The sequence below is a fragment of the Rhodococcus sp. T7 genome (assembly GCF_009872365.1).
Lineage (GTDB): Bacteria > Actinomycetota > Actinomycetes > Mycobacteriales > Mycobacteriaceae > Rhodococcus_F.
The window spans coordinates 1-21,751 of record NZ_WXYH01000005.1 but is presented as its reverse complement, the minus strand read 5'-3'; the positions used below and the strand labels follow the sequence as shown (position 1 = coordinate 21,751).

21 protein-coding genes and 1 pseudogene are annotated in these 21,751 nt (G+C 65.5%); 1 reads left to right on the top strand and 21 read right to left on the bottom strand.

What is annotated here, in order from left to right; translation table 11 throughout:
* Positions 1–238: 238 nt before the first annotated feature.
* The 21 genes and pseudogenes from MLGJGCBP_RS00735 to MLGJGCBP_RS00635 all read right to left on the bottom strand — a co-directional run bounded on the left by MLGJGCBP_RS00735 (position 239) and on the right by MLGJGCBP_RS00635 (position 20,877).
* Complete coding sequence (locus tag MLGJGCBP_RS00735) at positions 239–1,099, bottom strand: enoyl-CoA hydratase-related protein (RefSeq protein ID WP_160093699.1); 861 nt, start codon at positions 1,097–1,099, stop codon at positions 239–241.
* A 47-nt stretch (positions 1,100–1,146) separates the two neighbouring features.
* Complete coding sequence (locus tag MLGJGCBP_RS00730) at positions 1,147–1,599, bottom strand: MaoC family dehydratase (protein ID WP_160093698.1); 453 nt, start codon at positions 1,597–1,599, stop codon at positions 1,147–1,149.
* 19 nt (positions 1,600–1,618) lie between these two features.
* Complete coding sequence (gene fabG, locus MLGJGCBP_RS00725) at positions 1,619–2,380, bottom strand: 3-oxoacyl-ACP reductase FabG (RefSeq protein ID WP_160093697.1); 762 nt, start codon at positions 2,378–2,380, stop codon at positions 1,619–1,621.
* A gap of 99 nt (positions 2,381–2,479) precedes the next feature.
* Entirely contained in the window at positions 2,480–3,232 is a 753-nt protein-coding gene (locus tag MLGJGCBP_RS00720) for an SDR family NAD(P)-dependent oxidoreductase (RefSeq protein WP_160093696.1), read from the bottom strand.
* Positions 3,229–3,990 carry a 3-hydroxyacyl-CoA dehydrogenase gene (locus MLGJGCBP_RS00715; protein WP_160093695.1) on the bottom strand — a complete coding sequence of 254 codons (762 nt, stop codon included), beginning with the start codon at positions 3,988–3,990 and terminating at the stop codon, positions 3,229–3,231. Before MLGJGCBP_RS00715 ends, MLGJGCBP_RS00720 begins: the two co-directional genes overlap by 4 nt.
* Positions 3,981–4,142 carry a hypothetical protein gene (locus MLGJGCBP_RS00710; protein WP_160093694.1) on the bottom strand — a complete coding sequence of 54 codons (162 nt, stop codon included), beginning with the start codon at positions 4,140–4,142 and terminating at the stop codon, positions 3,981–3,983. Before MLGJGCBP_RS00710 ends, MLGJGCBP_RS00715 begins: the two co-directional genes overlap by 10 nt.
* Positions 4,143–4,156: 14 nt before the next feature.
* Positions 4,157–5,719: an AMP-binding protein gene (locus tag MLGJGCBP_RS00705; protein WP_236580853.1), complete on the bottom strand. Its 1,563-nt coding sequence runs from the start codon at positions 5,717–5,719 to the stop codon at positions 4,157–4,159.
* Positions 5,720–5,754: 35 nt separating this feature from the next.
* Positions 5,755–6,171: a MaoC family dehydratase gene (locus MLGJGCBP_RS00700; RefSeq protein ID WP_160093692.1), complete on the bottom strand. Its 417-nt coding sequence runs from the start codon at positions 6,169–6,171 to the stop codon at positions 5,755–5,757.
* Entirely contained in the window at positions 6,168–6,614 is a 447-nt protein-coding gene (locus MLGJGCBP_RS00695; RefSeq protein WP_160093691.1) for a hypothetical protein, read from the bottom strand. Before MLGJGCBP_RS00695 ends, MLGJGCBP_RS00700 begins: the two co-directional genes overlap by 4 nt.
* Before the next feature lie 13 nt (positions 6,615–6,627).
* On the bottom strand, positions 6,628–7,785 hold the full coding sequence (locus MLGJGCBP_RS00690; protein WP_201452921.1) for an acyl-CoA dehydrogenase family protein: 1,158 nt from the start codon (positions 7,783–7,785) through the stop codon (positions 6,628–6,630).
* A gap of 68 nt (positions 7,786–7,853) precedes the next feature.
* Positions 7,854–8,533: pseudogene (locus MLGJGCBP_RS00685) on the bottom strand (enoyl-CoA hydratase/isomerase family protein).
* A 1,313-nt stretch (positions 8,534–9,846) separates the two neighbouring features.
* The gene (locus MLGJGCBP_RS00680; protein WP_160093689.1) at positions 9,847–10,608 is read right to left on the bottom strand and encodes an SDR family NAD(P)-dependent oxidoreductase; all 762 of its coding nucleotides are present in this window, start codon (positions 10,606–10,608) and stop codon (positions 9,847–9,849) included.
* Positions 10,608–11,741, bottom strand: coding sequence for an acyl-CoA dehydrogenase family protein (locus MLGJGCBP_RS00675; RefSeq protein ID WP_160093688.1), 1,134 nt, complete (start codon positions 11,739–11,741; stop codon positions 10,608–10,610). The genes MLGJGCBP_RS00680 and MLGJGCBP_RS00675 overlap by 1 nt, the downstream gene beginning before the upstream one ends.
* A complete protein-coding gene (locus tag MLGJGCBP_RS00670; RefSeq protein ID WP_160093687.1) occupies positions 11,738–12,934 on the bottom strand; it encodes an acyl-CoA dehydrogenase family protein in 1,197 nt (398 codons plus the stop codon). Before MLGJGCBP_RS00670 ends, MLGJGCBP_RS00675 begins: the two co-directional genes overlap by 4 nt.
* Before the next feature lie 25 nt (positions 12,935–12,959).
* Positions 12,960–13,412 carry a Zn-ribbon domain-containing OB-fold protein gene (locus MLGJGCBP_RS00665; protein ID WP_160093686.1) on the bottom strand — a complete coding sequence of 151 codons (453 nt, stop codon included), beginning with the start codon at positions 13,410–13,412 and terminating at the stop codon, positions 12,960–12,962.
* Positions 13,409–14,587 (bottom strand): thiolase family protein, encoded by a 1,179-nt coding sequence (locus MLGJGCBP_RS00660; RefSeq protein ID WP_160093685.1) that lies wholly within the window; start codon positions 14,585–14,587, stop codon positions 13,409–13,411. The genes MLGJGCBP_RS00665 and MLGJGCBP_RS00660 overlap by 4 nt, the downstream gene beginning before the upstream one ends.
* A complete protein-coding gene (locus MLGJGCBP_RS00655; RefSeq protein ID WP_160093684.1) occupies positions 14,587–15,714 on the bottom strand; it encodes a hypothetical protein in 1,128 nt (375 codons plus the stop codon). Before MLGJGCBP_RS00655 ends, MLGJGCBP_RS00660 begins: the two co-directional genes overlap by 1 nt.
* Before the next feature lie 40 nt (positions 15,715–15,754).
* Complete coding sequence (locus MLGJGCBP_RS00650) at positions 15,755–16,930, bottom strand: thiolase family protein (RefSeq protein ID WP_160093683.1); 1,176 nt, start codon at positions 16,928–16,930, stop codon at positions 15,755–15,757.
* A 1,083-nt stretch (positions 16,931–18,013) separates the two neighbouring features.
* On the bottom strand, positions 18,014–19,432 hold the full coding sequence (locus MLGJGCBP_RS00645; RefSeq protein ID WP_160093682.1) for an NAD(P)(+) transhydrogenase (Re/Si-specific) subunit beta: 1,419 nt from the start codon (positions 19,430–19,432) through the stop codon (positions 18,014–18,016).
* A 3-nt stretch (positions 19,433–19,435) separates the two neighbouring features.
* Positions 19,436–19,762: an NAD(P) transhydrogenase subunit alpha gene (locus MLGJGCBP_RS00640; RefSeq protein WP_160093681.1), complete on the bottom strand. Its 327-nt coding sequence runs from the start codon at positions 19,760–19,762 to the stop codon at positions 19,436–19,438.
* A complete protein-coding gene (locus tag MLGJGCBP_RS00635; protein WP_236580852.1) occupies positions 19,762–20,877 on the bottom strand; it encodes a Re/Si-specific NAD(P)(+) transhydrogenase subunit alpha in 1,116 nt (371 codons plus the stop codon). Before MLGJGCBP_RS00635 ends, MLGJGCBP_RS00640 begins: the two co-directional genes overlap by 1 nt.
* Before the next feature lie 746 nt (positions 20,878–21,623).
* On the opposite strand from MLGJGCBP_RS00635, the gene MLGJGCBP_RS00630 reads away from it, so the two are divergent.
* Positions 21,624–21,751, top strand: a 128-nt coding sequence (locus MLGJGCBP_RS00630) for an SDR family NAD(P)-dependent oxidoreductase (protein WP_160093679.1), incomplete at its 3' end; no start/stop codon positions are given.

The following is a 21,751-nucleotide window of genomic DNA, read 5'->3' as shown; positions in this document are numbered from 1 at the left end:
CCTCTACGCAGCACCGTTTCTGGAAGCTCTTCCTACATCAAGCTCCTTTCAACGTTCGTGACACACACGGATCCAGGCTTAGTTCATAGCGCTTCTCGCCCGGATCTCGTGGGCGGTCGCCGATCGGGCGGGTATCGGTATCCATCGAATGGGCGAGTAGCAGCGCTCGAACACCGATTCTTCCTCTGTCAGTGATCCCTTGTTTTTTCGTGCGTCCCATACTGCGGTGCCGCGGTGATCAGTCCTGCAACCGCGGCCATGCGGTGACGGCTGCGGGGACGTTCGCGTCGGCGCTGAGAGTGAACTTCGGCGTGCGCCGCTCCAGGAATGCGGCCACTCCCTCGGCGAAATCGGCGGAGTCGATGAGCTCGCCAAGTACCTGCGATTCCAGCCTGTGGGCGGCCCAGGGGCTACCCGACTCGAAGGTTCCCCACAGCATTTGTTTGGCGGCCGCGAACGCCACCGGTGCAACGTTCTCGCCGATCTCCGCAGCGACCGCATACGCGACGTCGAGCAGGTCATCGTCGGGACACACCCGCGAGACCAGGCCGCCGGCCAACGCCTCCGCCGAACCGAACAGTCGGGCTGTGGCTATCCATTCCATCGCCCGTGACATGCCGACCAGCCGTGGCAAGAACCAGGTCGAGGCAGCTTCGGGCGTTAGGCAACGCCGGGTGAATACGAAACCGAATCGCGCATTTTCGGATGCGATTCTAATATCCATCGGCAGCGTCAGCGTGGAGCCGATACCGATTGCCGGACCGTTGATTGCTCCGATCACCGGTTTGCGCATCGCGGCGATACGAAGTGATGCGTATCCGCCACCGTCCCGCGGGCTACCGTCGTCGAAGAATTCGCCGTCGTATTGTTTCTTGTCGAACTCTCCAGCATCGGGGTCGAGGTCGGCCCCCGCGCAGAATGCTCGCCCGCTTCCCGTAACGACCACGGCGCGAACCGAGTCGTCACTGTCTGCGAGGTCGCACGCGGCGACCAGTTCCCGCGCCATCGTATAGGTGAAGGCGTTGAGCTTCTCGGGTCGATGCAAAGTGATGGTCGCCGTCCCATCGGCGACGGCGTATTCGATTTCGGTGTAGTGCATGGCTTGATGTCTCCCTTCGGCTGCTGTTTCAGATGTGACCGTCAAGGTCACTCCACCAGCAGTAGAACCCATTCGGCTACGCAGGCCGGCTTGGCGCCGCCGTCGATCTCGACGGTTGCGGTGATGGTGATCTGGGTTCCAGCAGGGGTCGGTGTGACCGCCGTCAACTCGGCTCCGGCGCGGACCTTGTCGCCCACCTTCACCACCGAGGGAAAGCGAACCTTGTTGCAGCCATAGTTGACTACCATCTTCAACCCGTCGACACGCCAGATCTGCTCGGCGAGCACGGGCAGCAGCGACAGGGTCAGGAACCCGTGCGCGATCGGTGCACCGAACGGCCCCGCGGCGGCGGCGTCAGGATCGACGTGGATCCACTGGTGATCACCGGTCGCATCCGCGAACAGATCGATCTGCTTCTGGGTGACCGGGAACCAGTCACTTACACCCAGATGAGTTCCGATCGCCTTCTCGAATTCGGTGATTCCGTTGAAAATTCGCATCCTTTTCGTTCCTGTCCTATCAGACGGTCGGGCCGCCGGCGACATACAGCACCTGGCCTGAGATGAATCCGGCGCCTTCGCCGGCGAGGAATGCCACCGCGTTCGCGATGTCGTCGGGCTTACCCGCGCGTCCGACGGGAATTCCCTTCACCACCGCGTCACGGAAGTCCTCGAACGACACGCCCATACGCGCGGCCGTCGACGCGGTCATTTCGGTTTCGATGAACCCCGGTGCGATCGCGTTCACCGTGATGCCGAACTTGCCCAGCTCGATCGCGAGTGTCTTGGTGAATCCCTGTAGTCCGGCCTTCGCGGCGGAATAGTTGGCCTGGCCGCGATTGCCGAGCGCCGAGGTGCTGGACAGGTTGATGATCCTGCCCCACTTGGCGGACGTCATGTATGTCTGCACGGCGCGGCTCATGAGGAAGGACCCGCGCAGGTGCACATTCATCACCGCATCCCAATCGCCTGCGGTCATCTTGAAGAGCATGTTGTCGCGAATGATTCCGGCGTTGTTCACCAACACCTCGGGTGCACCGAGTTCAGCGGTGACCCGCTGCACCGCGGCATTGACGCCGTCCTCGTCGGAGACATCGGCGCCGACCGCGAGCGCGGTTCCTCCCGCTCCTTCGATCTCGGCGGCGACCGTCTTGCAGACGGCCTCATCCAGGTCCAGAACGGCGACGGCGAATCCCTCGGCGGCCAAGCGCTTCGCGGTAGCCGCCCCGATGCCACGCGCGGCTCCGGTGACGATGGCCACCCGAACGGTGTCAGTACTCATTTCATTGCTCCTGATGGTTGGGGTTGGTGCGTATCGCACCGAACGATTAACTTGAGTGGGTGATGCTGCGAGGCAGCTGCGCTCTCGATCGATGCTCGGTCAGGCGCGCCAGAGATGTGACCCCGGTCGTGTCATCGTGATAGACGGGACCACGACCGAACTGCTCAATCGGGTCAGCGATATCACCACTTCGGCCACATCACGGGGATCGATCATGACCTCGGGCGACACCTTGTCGGCCAGGGAAGCGGTCATATCGGTGGCAACATAGCCGGGACAGACCGACGTCGCAGAGATTCCGGCCTCCGACTCTTCGGCATTCAATGTCTCACACAGCGACGTCAGCGCCGCTTTGGTGGCGCCGTACGCCGAGTTCAGGGGCTCTCCCACGATTCCCGTCATCGATGACACCGCAATAATCTTCGCGGTTCTTCGCACGGACACAGCGGCGGTCTTCCGCAGGAGCGGCAGCGTTTGCTGTGCCAGCACGTAGGCTGCGCGGACATTGATCGCGAACATCTTGTCGAAACGGCGTACCGGGAATTCCGCGAACGGGCCGATCGAGCCCATCCCCGCGTTCAGCACCAGCGCGTCGAGCCGGTCGAAGGTCGCGCTGTGCGCATCGGCCACCCGGATCACGTCGTCCTCGTTCGCCATGTCCGCAGGGACCTGAACGATTGTGGAGCCGTATTCCTCAACGAGTTCCCGCGCGAGCGCATCGAGCGATGCCGCCGAACGGGCGCACAGCGTCAGATTCCAGCCCTCGGCGGCAAGGCGCTGGGCGATGAGGGCACCGATTCCGCGCGACGCGCCGGTGACGATGGCGGCACGGGTGCCGGTTTCCGGGCTCATCGCGGTGCCATTCGGATGGCACCATCGAGCCGGATCGTTTCACCGTTCAACATGGCATTGGTGATGATGTGTTCGACCAGGGCGGCGTACTCGGTGGGATCACCGAGTCGGGAGGGGTGCGGAATCTGAGCTTCCAGAGACGCCCGGGCTTCCTCGGACAGACCACCGAGTATGGGTGTCGCGAACATGCCCGGCGCGATTGTCATGACCCGGATGAGCGAGCCGGCCAGATCCCGCGCGATCGGGAGCGTCATACCGACGATGCCGCCCTTGGAGGCGGAGTAGGACGCCTGTCCGATCTGGCCGTCGTAGGCGGCGACCGAGGCGGTGTTCACGATGACCCCACGCTCCCCTGCCTCGGGTTCGGTGGCGGCCATGGCTGTTGCGGCGAGCCGGATGACATTGAAGGTACCGATCAGGTTCACCTCCAGCACCCGGGTGAATCGGTCCAGCTCCAGCGGGCCGGTTCGGCCGAGCGTGCGAGCCGGGTCGCCGATTCCGGCGGCATTGACCACCACCCGGAGCGGTCCGAGCTCGGTCGCGGCGGCGACCGCGTCCTCGACCTGGTCCGGGTCGCGGACGTCGGCGGGCCGGAAGATAGCCGCGGCACCGAGCTGTTCGGCGCGCTCCCATCCTGCCGAAGTGGGTAGATCGAGGATGGCGACGCGCGCCCCGGCGCTGATCAGCCGTTCGACGGCGGCACGCCCCAGGCCGGACGCTCCGCCAGTGACGAGCGCAGCGGATCCAGCTAATTGCATGAGTTCTCCTTTGTTCCGACGAGTTGTCCTCGTCCGGTGCGGCCCAGTTCCGTGCGGGCGGCCCGAACAGCGAGGAGCTCGCTGTTTCGGAAACCGGGCCACGGCCGCGCAGTGTCGACGACGTCGGCGTCGAAACCGAGGTGATTGGTCATCGTCGCCCCCTCGCTCATTGGGAGACTGCTTCGTGTCGACCGTGTCCACCGGCGGTCGGTCTGTCTTCCGTCGCCGCAGCCGGTCCCGGGATCAACCGGCGCAGCTCACCCTTGAGCACCTTGCCGGACGGATTACGTGGCAGGGTATCGACGAACACGACCCGTCGGGGGCGCCGGAAGCCGGCTATCCGCGGGCGCAGCCAGGTGATCAACGTCGCCTCATTCACCTGCGCCGCTTTCCGGGGTACGACGATTGCCGTCACGGCTTCGCCCCATGTCCGGTCGGGGACACCGATCACGGCGACCTCGGCGACCTGCGGGTGGGTGACGAGCACCCGCTCCACGTCGGCGGGGTAGACGTTCTCTCCCCCGGTGATGATCATGTCCTTGAGCCGGTCGGTGATGAAGAGGTATCCCGCGTTATCGAGGCGGCCCACGTCGCCGGTGCGCAGCCAGCCTTCCGCGTTTCGTAGTTCGGCTGTCTCCTCTGGACGCCGCCAGTACCCCTTGCTGCATTGGGCCGAGCGAACCCAGATTTCCCCGTCCCGACCTGCGGGCAGCTGCAGTTCGGTCGAGGGATCTCGAATTTCGACCTCTACCCACGGGTACGGTTTTCCGACGGAAGCCAGCAGTTCACCGCGGTGGTCGTCGGGGTCCAGTTGGGCTATCGCGCCGCAGGTTTCGGTCAGTCCGAACACTTGAATCAACGGCACATCGAAGCAGTCCCGAACGCGATGCAGTAGTGGCAGTGAGATCGGGGATGCACCGTAGACGATCGAGCGCAGCGCCGAGAAGTCCGCTTCTCCGGCGCCGGGGACATCGACCATCATCTGCAGCATCGCCGGTGCGACCAGCACATTCGTGATCTTCAGCCGTCCGAGATCCGCGACCAGGGCCGGCGCATCGAAATCAGGAACGAGAACGCACTGTGCCCCACGGAACAGCGCGACGAACGCCCACGCCGATCCGCCCATATGGAACAGCGGCATGACGACGGACACCACCGAATCGGAGTCGACCCGCCAGCGCGCGGCCGCCTGGAACAGATGGGCGAGGTTGCTATTGGTGATCACCACCGCCTTGGGCAGTCCAGTGGTGCCCGATGTGTAGAACTGAATGAAGGCGTCGTCCGGACCGCTGACGACGCCTGGGTCGACCGAGTCTTCGGCATCACGCCACGCCTCGTAGTCCTCGCCGATCGTCAACCGAGTCACATCGGGCGGTGCCGCGTCCATGAACTCCCTGTCGGTCAACACAATTCGGGTGTCGGCGTCCGAGACCAGTTCTGCGAGATCCGCTGTGGTCAGTCGCCAATTCAGCGGCGCCAGCACCGCCCCGATCTTGGCGCACCCGAACAGGATCTCGAAGAACTCCGGCCAGTTGCGACCGAGGTATCCGACACGCTGACCGCCGGTGACGCCCGACTGTAACAGCGCACGGCCGACCCGACTGGCCCGGGCGTCCAGCTCGGCGAAGGCGATGATCGAATCCCGGTAGCGGAGCGCGATGCTGTCCGGATGAGTGCGAGCGAGATCGCGGATGATCTGGACCGGGTGGAAGTCGTCCGGTGCTCTCACGACCGGATTCCTTTCTGCGCGTGCCATGTCTTGGGTCACCTCAGCACGACAGTCGCAGTGCCCGCGATGGCGCGGCGTCCGTCCGCATCAGCCCATACGGCGCAGTCAACGAATCGGCCGGCGCCCTCCTCCCTCACCGCGGTCACCTCACCTCCGACGAGGACATCGTCGCCGGCGAAGACGTTGGCGCGGAATGAACAGGATACGCGCCGCAGGGCGCCACGCGAGCCTGCCCATTCGGTGAGCAGATCCAGCACGTAGGCCATTGTCGCGCCTCCCTGGTTGATCTCACGGTCGCCGAGGCCGGCGCGTGCGACCGCGTCGAGGTCGAAATGAATCGGATTCGAATCCCGCAGCACGAGCGCGACCATCTTGATGTGATCCGCACTCACCGCGGTGATTCGGCGCTCGGGCAGTCGAGTTCCGACACGGACATTCTCGGTGACAGTCACTGCTTTCCTCCGCGTTTGAATAGGTAGACGCTGGTCACCGCGCCCGCGTAACCGCCGGAGTCGTCGAGAATCTCGATACGCACGTCCATATTGTCGAGTCGGGAACCATCACGACTCGTCCGTGACCCGGTCGCGGCAACGACCGCGTCCACGCGGTAGCGCCCGCCGATGCGCAGCGGTGTCTGCTGGTCGATCTCGCAGTTCCCGAACAGGAGCGTATCGTCCTCGGACTTGCCAGCCAGCTCGCACAGCTCGTCAACGCTGATACCCAAGCAGCGCAACGAGATCACAACAAACCACATCGGATGGGCGATGCCGGGTTCGGCCTGAGGCGCGCGGACGGCGTGCTGCAGGATCGTGTTCTCGTGCGGCTCGATCACGATCTCGCCGCCCCGAAGCCGTGTTCCCTCGAGCTTGTGTAGCTCGTCGGTTGTCACTGTCATTGTTTGCCGCTCCTCAGTACGATCTCGGCAGCCCGAGCGTGTGTTGCGCGATGTGGTTGAGCACCATTTGCGTCGACACCGGCGCCACCTGTTGCAGCCGCACGATGCCCCACAGATCCGCGAGCCCGTACTCGTGGGACATGCCATTGCCGCCATGCATTTGGATCGCGGTATCCAGTGCCTTGTAGCCGGCGCGCGAGGCCAGGAACTTAGCCATATTCGCGGTCTCGCCCGCCGACAGGCCCGCATCGAACTCAGCGGCGGCTCGCCAGACCATCGCGGCAGCGCCGGTCAGCTCGATGGCCGCCTCGGCGAGCGGGTGCTGGACACCCTGATATGTGCCGACCGGGACACCCCAGACGTTGCGTTCGTTGACGTAGCCGACGGCCTTGTTGATCGCGTAGCGTCCGACTCCGAGGCAGATGACGGCGCTGAGCACCCGCTCCGGGTTCAGTCCGTCGAACAACGCAGAGAGCCCGTTGTCGACTTCACCGACGACAGCCTCAGCGGGCAGCCGGACGTCGTCGAAGAACATTGTGAACTGACGTTCGGGAGCCCCGAGTGCCGTCGAGATGAGCTGGCGACTGAGCCCCCGGGTATCGGGATCATCGACGACGAACAAGGTGAGCCGGCCCCGCCCCGTGACTTCGTCGGTGCCGGTGCGCGCCACCAGCAGGAAGTGGTCACAGTGGTCGACCCCCGAGATGTAGTACTTGGTGCCGCGGACGATCCAGTCGTCACCGTCGCGCTTGGCCCAGGTGGACACGTTGTGCGAGTTCGAACCGGCGTCCGGCTCCGTCAGGGCGAACACGAATTTTTCTTCGCCGCTGGCGATTCCGGGAAGGTAGCGGCGTTTCTGATCCTCGGTGCCGTGTCGGGGCAGCACGCTGCCGGCAATTCCCTGAGACAGGACCATCGCCAGTTCGGGGCAGCCGCCTGCGGACAGCTCTTCGAGCACGATGGCGAGCTCGGTCAGTCCCGCGCCGCCGCCCCCGTATTCCTCGGGGATGCTGATCCCCAGGTATCCGCCGCGGCCCAGTTGTTCCCACAGCTCGGCCATGGGTTCGCCGGTCGCCGCCTTGGCTTGATAGTACTCGTGACCGAACTTGCCGACGATCTGGGCGACGGTAGTACGTAGCTCTTTTTCCTCGTCACTAGGCCGCAAGGGCAGGCAGAGGTTGTGGGTGGTCATCGGTTTCAGTTCCTTCCAGTTTCCGTGGACACACGCGGAGGGCCGCGTCACCGGTTGCGGTAGTGAGGGGTGCGCTTCTCCATGAAGGCGCGCGGACCCTCCTTTGCGTCGTCGTTGCGCACGACCCGTTCGTTGAGTGCGAATTCCAGTGCAAATCGCGGTTCGTTGCCGTGCGCGCGCACCGCGATCTCCTTGGCGGCACGAACCGCGACCGGACCGTTCGTCGCCATTCGCGTCGCCACTTCAATCGCGCGCGGTAATGCTTGACCTCTCGGGACGACTTCATTCACCAGTCCGCATGCCGCGTCTCGATGCGCGTCGATGTGGTCGCCGGTCAACAGCAGCTGCCTCGCCATCGCCCACGGCACCTGCTGTGGTAGCCGCACATGGGTGCCACCCCCGGGAACCAAGCCCCAACGGACCTCCGGCACACCGAACACCGCGTGGTCCGCGGCAATGCGGATGTCGGTTCCGAGCAGGATTTCCAGCCCGCCCCCCCACAGATGCCGTTGACAGCGGCGATCACCGGCTTGAAGACGTCGGAGAAGTACCGTTTCGATGGATCCGGGATGAGAATATCTAGTTCGCCCCTGGTGAGCCGGGGAATCAGCTCACCGAGGTCACCGCCGGCGCTGAACGCCTTTTCGCCCGCACCGGTCACGATCACAACATGCACGGCCTCGTCGCGCCGGGCCGCATCCGCCGCTTCGGCTAGACGACGGGCCATGAGGACCGTGAACGCATTGTGCGCGCGAGGCCGGTTCAAGGTGATCACCGCGAGCGGACCGTCGACCGAATAGCTGAGGTCCCCATCCGTTACCGCGGTCCCCGTTTGAATAACTGCTCCGTTTTCACTGGCCGGCACCGGCCCCACCTCCTCCTCTGCCACCACCAACGTAGCTGCGCTGAACCGACATTCGATGTCGCATCCTGGAACATTCGCGTGGCCCGAGAATGCCTTCGTGAACAGGTCGATGCCGAGAGCACGGACCTTGCGATACAGCGTCGACCGGGCGATACCGACGTGTCGGCACGGTTCTCGTACCCCGCCCTGGTTCACCCATCGCAGCGATCGTCGTCGCCTTGACAGCTCGAGGCCGCTGGGTGGGCCCCGTTACCGCCGTCGAGGTCGTCGGCGGGCCGAGTCACCAGCACCGAACCGGGCGTCGCGGCGGTCAGCATGTCGTCCAGTCGCGACAGGCACCGCTCGGCGCCTTCCGCAGAGTCCTCGAGGCCATAGATCCCCTGCACTGGGCATCACCAGCCATCTCGTGCGGTCGCCGGCGTACCGGTGCCCGGTTCACCGGTGATCGGCACCAACCGGTTGCCCTCGTGGTCGTCGAGTGGACGTGCTCGTACTCGTACTCGTTCTGCCACACGACCACGGTGACCGGTGCCGTCGTCGACACCGCCACCGGGCGGCGCGTGGACCACGACAGGCAGATCGGACTGAAGGTACCGATGGCCGTCGCGTTGACCGATACCGAGGGGCGATGTTGTTCCGGTCGAGCCACCGACGGAGCTGCTCGTCGGAGGCATCCGCCAGAGGAGAAGGGTGGGGTCCCGATCAGTCATGGGGAGCCCGAAATATCGACTTTCCGGCGTCGGCCTACTCTGCTCGAGCACTTGGTGACGATGCAGGCCAGCTGATCGTGGAGGTAGATCCCGGACTCGGCCCCAGCGGTGTGGGCGTGGCGAGGGTCTCCTCAGACTCGGGCGCCGAGCGGACTAATTCTAATTTGCGGGGTATCGATCATCCCGGGATGGACCGAATGGACTCGGGAATATCGTCGACGGCGGGTTATTGCGATGGTGTCGACATCCGAATGCCATTCGCCGACACGAGCGTCGAGGCCGTCCATGGCGGGTTGCAAGGATGAGGGTTTGCGAAACGAGGAGGGCGCTCGGCCAGCTTTCGGCCGAGCGCCCTCCTCGTCATTACGATGGTGGCGTCACCATGCTGCTCGTGCCCGGTCGGTCACGCTACTACGCATCTGCTCGGTCCCGAGGGCGGCCCTGTAGCGGAGCGGCCAGTCCGCACTAGAAGATCGTGTAGCCGCCGTCGACGACGATCTCGTTGCCGGTGTGGAAGGTCAACGAGGGGTCCGCGAGAAACGCTGCGACTTCGTAGAACTCTTCGGGAGCGGCCCAACGGCGCGCCGGTGTGCGCGCCGTGGTCACCTGCATGAACCGGTCGTCCGCCTGCAGATCGGTGTTCATTGCCGTTCTGGTCCAGCCCGGAATCAGTACGTTGCACCGGACCTGGTGGCGGGCCAGTTCCACCGCAAGGGTGCGCGCAAGTCCGATCAGGCCGGTCTTACTGGTGGCGTAGGCGGCCTGGCCGACTCCGCCGTAACGACTGATCGTCGACGAGACGACGATGATCGAACCGCCCGTGCCCTGCTCGACAAACCGCCGCGCTGCGGCACGGCCACAAAGGAAACCGCCGTCGAGATTGGTGCGCAAGACCCGATGCCAAGTGTCGAGGGACATCTCGGTGATCGGTGCAGCCTCGGCGATACCCGCATTTGCCACCAAACAGTCGAGCGGACCGAGCTCCTCGACGGTTCTGTCCATCGCAGCCTCCACGGACAGTTCGTCCGCGATATCACACTGCACCGCTGTAGCTTTCACGCCGAGAGCACGAATTTCGTCGACTACCGAAGCACTCCGATCGACGTTGCGGGCCCACACGGCGACATCGGCGCCTGCGCGCGCCAGGCCCACCGCCATGGCGTGGCCGATACCGCTGTTGCCCCCGGTGACGACGGCCGTACGACCGGCCAGTTTGCCCTCGCTCATCAATGTGCCTTCACCGTGGGAGTCGGGATGCGCACCAGTTCGGCGAGAGCCTCACGGTGACGCTCGGGCGTGCCCAGGGCGATCGCACTGCTCTTGGCCCGCTTGAGGTACAGATGGGCTGGATGCTCCCAGGTGAACCCGATTCCGCCGTGCAATTGCACGCATTCCTCGGCAACCTGTTGGGCGATGACCGAACAGTGTGCCTGCGCCAGCGCCGCCGCCACTGCCAGATCCGGTGAACCGGTCGCGGCGCACTCGGCCGCGTAGCGGGCCACCGCCCGCGCCTGCGTGAGCAGTACCCACAAATCCGCAAGTCGATGTTTGACCGCCTGATAGGAGCCCACGATGCGGCCGAACTGGCGGCGCATCTGCACGTAATCGACCGCCATCTCGAAGCAGCGCTCGGCCATTCCCAACTGCTCCGAGGCCAGCAGTACCGCACCGATCCGCAGCGCCACGCCCACCGCCGCGGGGACATGCACACCCTGCGCGAGAAGGTCCCCCTCCGCACCGTCGAACACCAGGTCCACCAGCGGACGCGTCATATCCAGCGACACCACCTCGGTGCGCCGTAGTCCGGCCGCATCGGCTGCAACCCGATAGACGGCGTCGCCCGCGGGGACGAGGAAGATATCGGCGGCCGCGGCGTCGGCGACCGAGGTGACGCTGCCGTACAGCTTACCGTCCCGGGTCTGCACACCGGCCGGCGAATCGTCCGGCGCGGTGCTGAACGGGAGCGCCACCGCCGCGACGAGCGCGCCGCTCGCCGCAGCACCGACCAGGTCGGACTGGTTGAGCTCGAGCAGTAACGCCGGCGCGATACCGGCGGAACCGAGAAAGGGAACCGGCGCGACAGCCCGTCCGAGTTCTTCGGCGACGACCGCGGCTTCGCGCCAGCTCGCACCCGCGCCACCGGCGTCCTCCGGCACAGCCAATGCAGCACACCCGATCTCGACCGTCAGAACTTTCCACAGTTCCAGGTCCGTCGTCGTGTCCGTTTCGGTGCGGGCCAGCACGGTGTCCCAGGGGCTGCGCTTGTCGAGCAGGGACCGGACGCTGGCCCGCAAGTCCTCCTCGATCTCCGAGTAGAGCAGATCGCCGGTCGGCGGCGTCGGGTTCGTGCTGTCGGTCATCGCGGCAGATCCTTCCAGGGAATGGCCTTGTCGGCCCGAGGCTCGGCGGGCAGTGCGAGCACTCGCTCGGCGATGATGTTGCGCATGATCTCCGAGGTTCCGCCCTCGATCGAGTTGCCCTTCGCACGCAGGAATCGCCAGCCGGCCGGGCTCTGGGAATGAGCCAGGATGACGGGTCGTCGGGCGGTGTAATCGGTGTACCGAAGGCCCTCCGCACCCAGAAGTTCCAGTTCCAGGGACGAGATCTGCTGATTCAGCCGAGAATGGGTCAGCTTCGCCCCAGAACCTTCTGGGCCCGGCAAGCCCGCTGCCTGCTGCTGGCGCAACCTTTCTGCGGTCAACCGGGCCGCTTCGGATTCCACCCATAGCCGGACAACCTGGTCGTGCACACCGGCTCGACGTAGTTCCGGGCGGGTCCGCCAGACCTTGACCAACTCTCCGATCGCGCCGCTTTCCCGCGGGATCGTGCCCGCACCGATCGCGACGCGCTCGTTCATCAACGTGTGACTGGCGACCGCCCAACCCTGGCCGATCGCACCGAGCAGCTGGTCACCAGCAATGCGGACATTGTCGAGATAGACCTCGTTGAACTCGCTTTCGCCGGTGATCTGCCGCAACGGCCGGACGTCAACTCCGGGGTCGTGCATGTCGCATATGAAGAACGACAGTCCCTGGTGCTTCGGCTCCTCCGGGTCGGTCCGGGCGAGCAGGATCGCCCAGTCGGCCTGGTGGGCGAGCGAGGTCCAGACCTTCTGACCGTTGACAACCCAGCCATCGCCGTCGCGTTTCGCGCTCGTGCCCACATTGGCCAGGTCGGACCCCGCCCCCGGCTCACTGAAGAGCTGGCACCACGGTTCTTCACCGGTCCACAGCGGGCGAAGCCACCGCTGCTGCTGCTGCGGCGTACCGAAGCGCAGAATGGTCGGCGCGGCGAGATTGAGGCCGATGAAGTTCAGTTCCGGCCGGTTGTGGGGTGCTCCGGCTTCCATAAACAGCGTGTCGACCTCGGGCTGCAGACTCGGATCCAGTCCGAGTCCGCCCAGGCCTTCCGGGTAGTGCACCCAGGCGAGCCCGGCATCGAAGCGAGCCCGCAGGAATTCCTTCCGGTCCGTTGTGACCGGGTCGTGCGCGCGCAGGAATTCGCGCACACGTGCGGCGAGTCCTTGAGCGTGGGAAGCGCTACTTGTGCTCACGAGTCCTCTTTCCTCCAGAAACCGTTCAGATCGGCGCAAAATGCGAGATGTCGAGGATCTGGCCGGTGCGTTCCTCCGCCCACATGGCCCGCACCCGGGTGCCCGGCGGTAGTTGCGCACGAATGGTGTTCGGATCCGACAGGTCGACACCGCGCACGTAGTGCATGAGCATGGTGCTCGCGCCGTCGAGCCGAATGCCGGCGATGGCGTACGGCGGGGTGGGACCCCCGCGGAAGCTCTGCCAGGCCACGGTGAATGCTTCGACGGTCCCTTCGGGTGGCAGTTCGAGCCACTCATCGGTACGGACGAAGCAGGACTCACAGTAGGCCTGCGGTGGGACGAACACCCGCGAACAGTCCGGGCAGCGGTTGGCCAGGATCTTCTTCTCCGTCAGTCCCGCCATGAAGCGGCCCCAGGTCGCGCCCAGGTGGATATCGTAGTTCAAGTCCCAATGGACCCGCTGCGTCGTGATGCTCACGAGCGCTCCTGTCTCTCGAGGATGGCAAGGTTCTCGAATTGGAAGAAGGTGCCCCCCGTGCCGTGCGCGAGACCGCGTCGCGCTCCGGGCACCTGCATTTCCTCCGGCGCGTCGCCCATGAGTTGTAGGGCGATGTAGACGTAGGGCGCCAGCTCGCCGGCCACTCCGGCATTGGTGCACAGCGGTCCGCCCGAAAGGTTGACCGGGAGGTCTCCATCAACGCCCGTCGCACCGGACCGGAGCAGGTCGACGCCGCTCCCCGGTTGGGCGAATCCGAGCGCTTCCAACTGCATGGGCTGCATCGGCGCATAGGGTGAGAAGAGTTCGATGACGTCGATCTCGTCGCGGGGATTTCGAATGTTGGCGGTCTGATAGACCTTGTGCGCCAGGATCGCGAGGTTCTCCATGGCGGCGAAGTCGTTCTTGCCGCCCCCCAGGTAGGGGTCACTGGATGTCGCCATTGCGCGGATGAGCACCGGGGTAGGCCGCAGCTCGTTGGTGCTCTCCTCGTTGGTCACGAGCAGTGCGTTGGCCGATGTGGAGACCGGGCAGACCATCGCCATCGTCATCGGATACGACAACGGTTTCGCGTCAACCACCTCCTCGGCGGTGAGCGTATTCCGCAGATGCGCGTACGGATTGCGTGAGGCGTGTTCGTGGGCCTGGACGACGCTCACCGCGAAATCCTCGACGGTTGTCCCGTATCGCTGCTGGTAGGCGCTCGGGTAGAACGCGCCCATATGGTAGGCGCCCATGCCCAGTGGCTGTTCGACGATCATGGGCGAGTTGGTGTTGATCGCCGACTGCAGGTCCTCGGCACCGAAGAACGTCGGGCCACCGACGCACAGCACCCTCCGCCGGTCGCCGGACCGGACCTGGCGTGCGGCGACCTGCATGAGGTTGCCGCCGGTGGTGCCGCCGGTGTTGAGGATCGACACGGGCAGGTCGGTTCCCAGGCCGAGCCTGCGGACTACGTGCTTGGCGCCGAGGACGGTGCCCTCGAAGCCGTCGATATTGCCGATCACGATGCCGTCCAGCGAGGATGGCGAGGCGCCGGAATGCTCGAGCGCCGACCATACGGCCTCCTGCACGAGCTCGAGTGAGGACTTCTCCTGCTTGCGCGGCGATGTGGCGCGGGTAAGACCTACGCCCGCGATGAATGCCTGTGTGGCCATCACACCTCCTCGACGACGAGGACGGTCGCGGTTTCTGCGACGGGTCCGGTGAGCAGATCGGTGGAGTGCGAGACGGCTCGTCCGCCGTGCTCTTCCAGCCATGACACCGCTTCGAGGAACCGAAGTGCGCCATTGGCGACACCCGGGTAAGCGCTACTTGCGCCACCCGACGGTGATATCTCGGCATTGCTCTTGGCCAGGCCGAGCGCGTCGAGTGTCGGAGCGAGCAGAGCCGGGGTCGCGGCGGTGAGCTCGACCGCCTGCACCTGATCGACTGGCTGGTCCAATCCGGCGCGTTCGTAGGCCTCCTGCGCGGCCCGTCGAGCGGGGGCCGCGGGATCGTCGAGCCAGTGGCCGCCGGCGGTGGTGTCACCGGTCGCCTGGCCCCATCCGGTGAGCACGGCACGCGGATGCCGCGCCCGGCGCGCACGCGCCAGCGATCCCAGCACGACTGCGATGGCGCCCGTGCACTCGGCTGGCAGCATGAGTTCACGCAGCACACCGTTCACCGGTGCGGACGACTGCACGTCGGCAGCGCTGACCGGTGTCGTCCGGGCCGCTCGGGCGCGGCGGGCCCCCCGAGTGATCGCCGCGGAAGTGATCGCCGCGAGCTGCTCCTCGGTCAGCTCGCCGGAGTCGACGACATATCCGGCGTGCAGCCCGAACATCGTCTCCGCGGTGAGCCCGACCGGTCGATCGAAGTGGGGTTCGAAGCCGAGGTTTGAGATTTGCTGCAGGAACTGCCGCCGATCCGGCGCCGACACCTCAGGGTTGTACACGCCCACGGCGAGCGCCAGATCCGCGTCGCCCGCCGCGATCGTCTGCGCGGCGGCGATGATAGCCTGCCCGGCGTCGCCCTCCAGGCGATACGACTGGGACAAGTAGCCACCGGCGGCGGCATTGGTGAGGCCGCTCGAGATGCTGCGCCCGTCGTAGACATCCAGCGAGGCGGTCACCGAGAGCCCGAGTTCGTGCTTTCGGATCCCTGCCTCCTGCAGGGCATTGGACACGGCGTCGAATACCAATTCGTCGAGAACCGCATCGCTTTCGGAGACCAGCGGAGTCGCGGCGATGCCGAGGACCGGGATCGGGTCGCGTACGGCTGGGGACGGGTTGAGTCCAGTCATATCGCCTCCTGAGGACAATAGGTCTTGATTATCTTGGGCATCAGAGTCTTTCGATGATCGTCGCGTTGGCCAGGCCGCCGCCCTCGCACATGGTCTGCAGGCCGTACCGCGCACCGGTGGCCTCGAGGTGGTTCACCAGGGTGGCCAGCAGGCGCACGCCGGACGCACCGAGTGCGTGTCCGAGGGCGATGGCGCCGCCACGCGGGTTGAGCTTGTCCGGGTCGGCCTGGAATTCGTGCTGCCACGCCAGCGGCACGGGGGCGAACGCCTCGTTGACTTCGTATGCGTCGATGTCGCCGATCGACAACCCGGCACGTTCCAGGACCTTGTGCGTCGCGGGGATCACGCCGGTCAGCATGATCAGGGGATCGTCTCCGGCGACAGCGAATTCGTGGAAGCGCGCCCGGGGACGCAGGCCCAGTTGCGCCGCCCGCTCCTCGCTCATGATCAGTGCGGCCGAGGCACCGTCGGTGAGCGGCGACGAATTGCCCGGTGTGATACTCCAATTGATCTCGGAGAACCGTTCGGCGAGGGTCTCGTCGGCGAACGACGGCTTCAACCCGGCCAGGCCCTCTGCGGTGGTGTTCGCCCGCAGCGTCTGGTCGGTAGCGTGCATCTGCCCGCCTACCGTGATCGGGACAATCTCGTTCGCGAACCCGCCCGCCGCGGCGATCGCCGCCGCACGCTGGTGCGAGCGTGCCGAGTAGACGTCGAGGCTTTCCCGGTCGAGCTTCCACCGACCGGCGATCAGCTCGGCCGCCACACCCTGATTGACCAGCCCGTCGGGATACCGATCCGTCAACGGTTCAACCGGGTCTTGCCCGATCGAGCTGGTACCCATCGGCAGTCGACTCATCGACTCGACGCCGCAGGCCACCACGATGTCATAAGCACCTGCCATGACGCCCTGCGCCGCGAAGTGCACCGCCTGCTGACTGGAACCGCACTGCCGGTCGACCGTGGTCCCCGGAACCGACTCCGGCCATCCCGCGGCGAGCACGGCACTGCGCGCGATGTTGTTCGTCTGTTCGCCGACCTGCTGCACGCAACCCGCGATCACATCGTCGATCTGTGCCGGGTCGATATCCGTGCGGGCCAATAGCGCCTGTAGCGTGTCGGCGAGGAGCCGGACCGGGTGCACACCCGAGAGTGCTCCCCCCGGCTTACCCCGACCTGACGCTGTACGGACAACGTCGACGATGACTGCCGACCTCATGTGGCCACCTCTCCCAGATATCGGATTCGACGGACCCGGGCCGATCGTGGAATCCGACAGCCCGACATCCGGTCCTTCGAATCTAGGACGAATCGACCGCCGCGACATGTCGCAAGGTGCTACAGGAGAAACCGGCACACTGCCTGCGGTCCGGCCGCCGGATGTGGGGATGCTGCACGCTCGACCACCCGTTCGGAAGACGCCCTGAACTCTCGGTGAGCAAGGTTTTCGGGTGGGCTCGCGCCTTCGTGCCTCGGCCGGCAACTGGACTTACGGGCCGCGCTGGACTGCGGGCGGACATGCCGACTCCGCATTGCGGAGAAGGAATGGCAGCTCGACTGCGAGCTTCTGCGGGGAGGCCGGTTCCGGCCGTCGCTCGACCACGTCGGCATCGGCGACTTCACCAAGGAGGTGAACTGACGACCCGCGGCCGGGATTTTCATCTCCGTCCATCGCGCCGAGTTCGGTGTTCGGCGCTGTGCCGCGTACTGGTACCTCCCGTATCGTTATCAGCGGCACCCCGGCCACGTCGGTCGTGCGAGCCGACCGCTACGTCGAGCCGGCGCAGGCGCTGGCTGAGATCCGGCCGATTCCTACCGAGCACCGCGGACCCCGTGCGGCGCGTGTGTGCCGCACTGCGCGTCCGGGGCGATCAACTGACGGCGGGTGACTCGGCTGATGCAGGTCCATGGGGGTCGTGGGCCGGCATCCGCGGCGCATTACACGCACTACCGCTGATCAAACGGCGCCGGCAATACCGAGCCTGGTGTGCCGCGACTTCACCGCCGAAGCCGTAGAGATTCCATGGTGTGGGGCATCAGGTCAGGCCGGTGGGTTTCGTCGTGGTACCGGGCGACGGCGGTCGAGGGCCCGGGACGGCCCACCGAGTTCCGGCCAGGTTCCTCCCGAACGTACATGCCGAACTCGGTTTCACCATGCTCGATCGCCGATGCCGATGGCGGCGGACCTACTCCATACTGCGCCCGCCAGCGGGAACACCGCACCGCCGTGCCGAATGGCCGGACGATTGCCGGAACGGGTGATCCCAGCTGCTGGTCCGCCTCACCGGTTCAGCGGTGGGGGTCAAAGTGCCTTGAGTTCCTCGGTCACTGTTCCGACCGACTTCTTGGCGTCGCCGAACAGCATCGATGTGTGGTCGGCGTAGAACAGCGGATTGTCGATGCCCGCGAAGCCACTGTTCATCGAGCGTTTGAGCACGATCACCGATTTGGCTTGGTCGACGTTGAGCACGGGCATGCCGTAGATGGGGCTGGAGGCGTCTTCGCGGGCGGACGGGTTGGTGACATCGTTGGCGCCGATCACCAGGGCGACGTCGGTGCGGTTGAATTCGCCGTTGACGTCGTCCATTTCCTTGAGTGCGTCGTAGGAGACCTCGGCCTCTGCCAGCAGCACGTTCATGTGGCCGGGCATACGGCCGGCGACCGGGTGGATGGCGTATTTGACTTCCACCCCCTTGGCCTCCAGCAAAGCGGCCATCTCCTTGACCGCGTGCTGCGCTTGCGCGACCGCCATGCCGTAGCCGGGGACGACGATTACCTGGTTGGCATACGCCATCTGGATTGCGGCGTCCGCGGCGGAGGTCGCCTTGGCCTGCTTCTGGTCGCTGCCGGCGCCGCCGACGGCCGCACCGCCGCCGCCGAAGCCACCGGCGACGATGGCCGGGATGGATCGGTTCATCGCCTTGGCCATCAGGTTGGTCAGGATCGTGCCGGATGCCCCGACGATCATGCCCGCGACGATCATCGCAGTGTTATTCAGCGCCAGACCGGCAGCTGCGGCGGACAGCCCGGTCAGCGCGTTGAGCAGCGAGATGACCACCGGCATGTCCGCGCCGCCGATCGGCAGCACGACCATCAGGCCGAGGACACCGGCGGCGATCAGCAGCAGCACCATCCACCACCAGGGCGCACCACCGTCGGCGGCGCCGACACCGATCACCACCGCGGCCGCGGCCGCGACGATCAGCAGCAGCATGTTCAGCGGCTGCTGCATCTTTCCGACCCCGATCGGTTTGCCGGGAAGGATCTCCTGCAGCTTGCCGAACGCGATCAGCGAGCCCCAGAACGAGACCGAACCGACGATCGCGGCGAACAAGGATCCGGCGATGATGTGCACGGTTGGCTCCTCACCGTGCTCGAACGCGGAAAATCCTGTGGTGTCGAGGAATTCCGCCCACGCGATCAATGCGACTGTGCCGCCGCCGACGCCGTTGAACGCGGCCACCAGTTGCGGCATCGCGGTCATTTTCGTGTAGCGCGCGGGTGGCACGCCCAGCACGACACCCAGCGCCAGCCCGCCGATGATCAGGACCCAGTTACTGGTCTCGCGGACCGCAATGAAGGTCGCGATCACGGCGATGCCCATACCGATCGCGGCGATCCAGTTTCCGCGCACCGCGGTCCTCGGCCCGGTCAAACCCATCAGGCCGTGTATGAACAGGGAAAAGGCGATGATATAGAGGATGTTGACGAAATAGTCCATGGCCTACTCCCTTACCTTCCCCGACGCGTCAGCCGCGACCGGCTTCTTGTCTTTGAACATCCCGAGCATGCGGTCAGTGACCACGAAACCACCGACCACGTTCAGGGTTCCGAAAACCAACGCGACGAACAGAATGACCTGGACGCCGATCGAGGGGGTTTCCATCTTGCCCAGCGTGACCAGAGCGCCGAGCACGACGATGCCGTGAATGGCGTTGGTGCCGGACATCAGCGGGGTGTGCAACGTGTTGGGGACTTTGGAGATCACGGCGAAACCAACGAACCCGGACAGCACCAGAATCGCGATGTTCGCAAGCAGTTCGGTGTACATCAGGCTTTCCTCTCACGGGTGACGCAGGAGTCGGCGAGCACCGGGTCGCCGAAGTCGGGTGCAAGCTTGCCGTCGACCAACATCAACTCCAGCAGGGCCGCGATGTTCTTGGAGTACAGCTCCGAGGCGTGCTCGGGCATGGTCGCGGGCAGGTTCAACGGCGAGGTGATGGTCACGTCGTGCTTGACAACGGTCTGGCCGGGCTCGGTCAATTCGCAGTTGCCGCCGGTCTCCCCGGCCAGGTCCACGATCACGCTGCCGGGTTTCATGCCCTCCACCGCCGCGGCCGTCACCAACCGCGGCGCAGGGCGTCCCGGCACCAGCGCGGTAGTGATCACCACGTCGAAGCCCGTGATTGCATCCTCGAGCGCCTGCTGCTGGGTGGCCTTCTCCTCGTCGGTGAGCTCGCGCGCGTAGCCACCCTCACCGACCGCGTCGATGCCGAGGTCGAGCCATTGCGCACCCACCGATCGCACCTGGTCGGCTACCTCCGGGCGCACGTCGTATCCGGTGGCCCGACCGCCCAGACGCTTTGCCGTCGCCAGGGCTTGCAATCCGGCCACACCCACACCCAGCACCAGCACCGTCGCGGGCTTTACCGTGCCCGCCGCCGTCGTCAGCATGGGGAAGAATCGGGTCGATTCCGACGCGGCGAGTAGGACGGCCTTGTAACCGGCGACATTGGCCTGCGAGGACAGTGCGTCCATGACCTGCGCGCGGGAGATCCGTGGAATCGACTCCACCGCAAAGGCTTGCACGCCCGCCGAGCGCAATGCATCGACCTTGTTGTCGTCGCTCCGGGGAGCCAGGAAACCGATGAGAGTCTGCCCCGACAGCATTCTGCTGATCTCGGCGTCGCTTGGAGGCGCAACCTTGAGCACTACGTCGGCCGTCCACGGATCCCCGATCACGGCGCCGGCTTTCGTATATGTCGAATCCGGAAGCGAAGCTCCGAGGCCGGCTCCGGACTCCACGATCACGTGCACTCCCCGCTCGACCAAGCTCGGGATCAGTTTGGGCACCAGGGCCACCCGACGCTCCCCGCGACCTGTCTCACGGACGACACCGATTCGCGTCCGGCTGTCGCCGGGGTCGACATTCTGCGCTGTCTCCACTCCTGGGTCCTTACTCGTAATCACGGCCCGATGCGTCATCGCGGGCCGTTCAGCTCGTGCGTTGGCAGTTGGGCCCGATACTTCAGGACCGCGGCTGCGGTGGTTGTAGCGAAATGAAGCGGTCTCGACGGCACCTGCCTGGTCGAGGTGCAACCACCACGCCCGCGCGATCGGTTGACGGCCACGATCGCTGGTTGTCAGCTCGTATGTCGCTGTCCGCAGCGCCGCGAGTAGCCGGCCGCGGGGTTCGCGAAAGAATTCGGACGGCTGCGGCGGAAGAGATCTCGGCCATAAGCTCATCGGTGGTGCCGGCGACCGTGTCGAGGTTGTGGCCGGAGTTGATCGGCAGTTCCCGGTCGATACGCGGCAGGACGACTGTCTCGCTGATTGACCGGGGCTCCCGGTTCACGCAGTGTGGCGCTGGAGCGGACTGCGTGGCGGGGTTCGTAAGGATTGAACGCTCTCGGCTACTCGAGGCCCTCGGATCGTCCCGGCCGCGGAGGTGATCTGGGCATTGGTTGAAGCCGAGCGTTCGAGCCCGAGAACAGGGTTCGTGCCAACCAAGGAGGGCACTCCGCGGGGCGCGTCATCAGCCCCAATTTCGTGGGGTAGCGGATGCCGTCGCAACTTAGGACAGGTGGTGGGTCGGAGAATCCGTAGATTTGCGTTCGAGAGAAACGGTTCATCGGCCTGTTGGCCGATCGACCATCATCAAGATTCTTCGAAGAGTGAGGACTGAAATCGAAATGAGTTCACATCAATTTGACGGCAAGGTTGCCATCGTCACCGGGGCCGGCGCAGGAATGGGACGCGCACATGCCCGACTTCTGGCCTCGCTCGGGGCGTCCGTGGTCGTCAACGACGTCGGCGACGC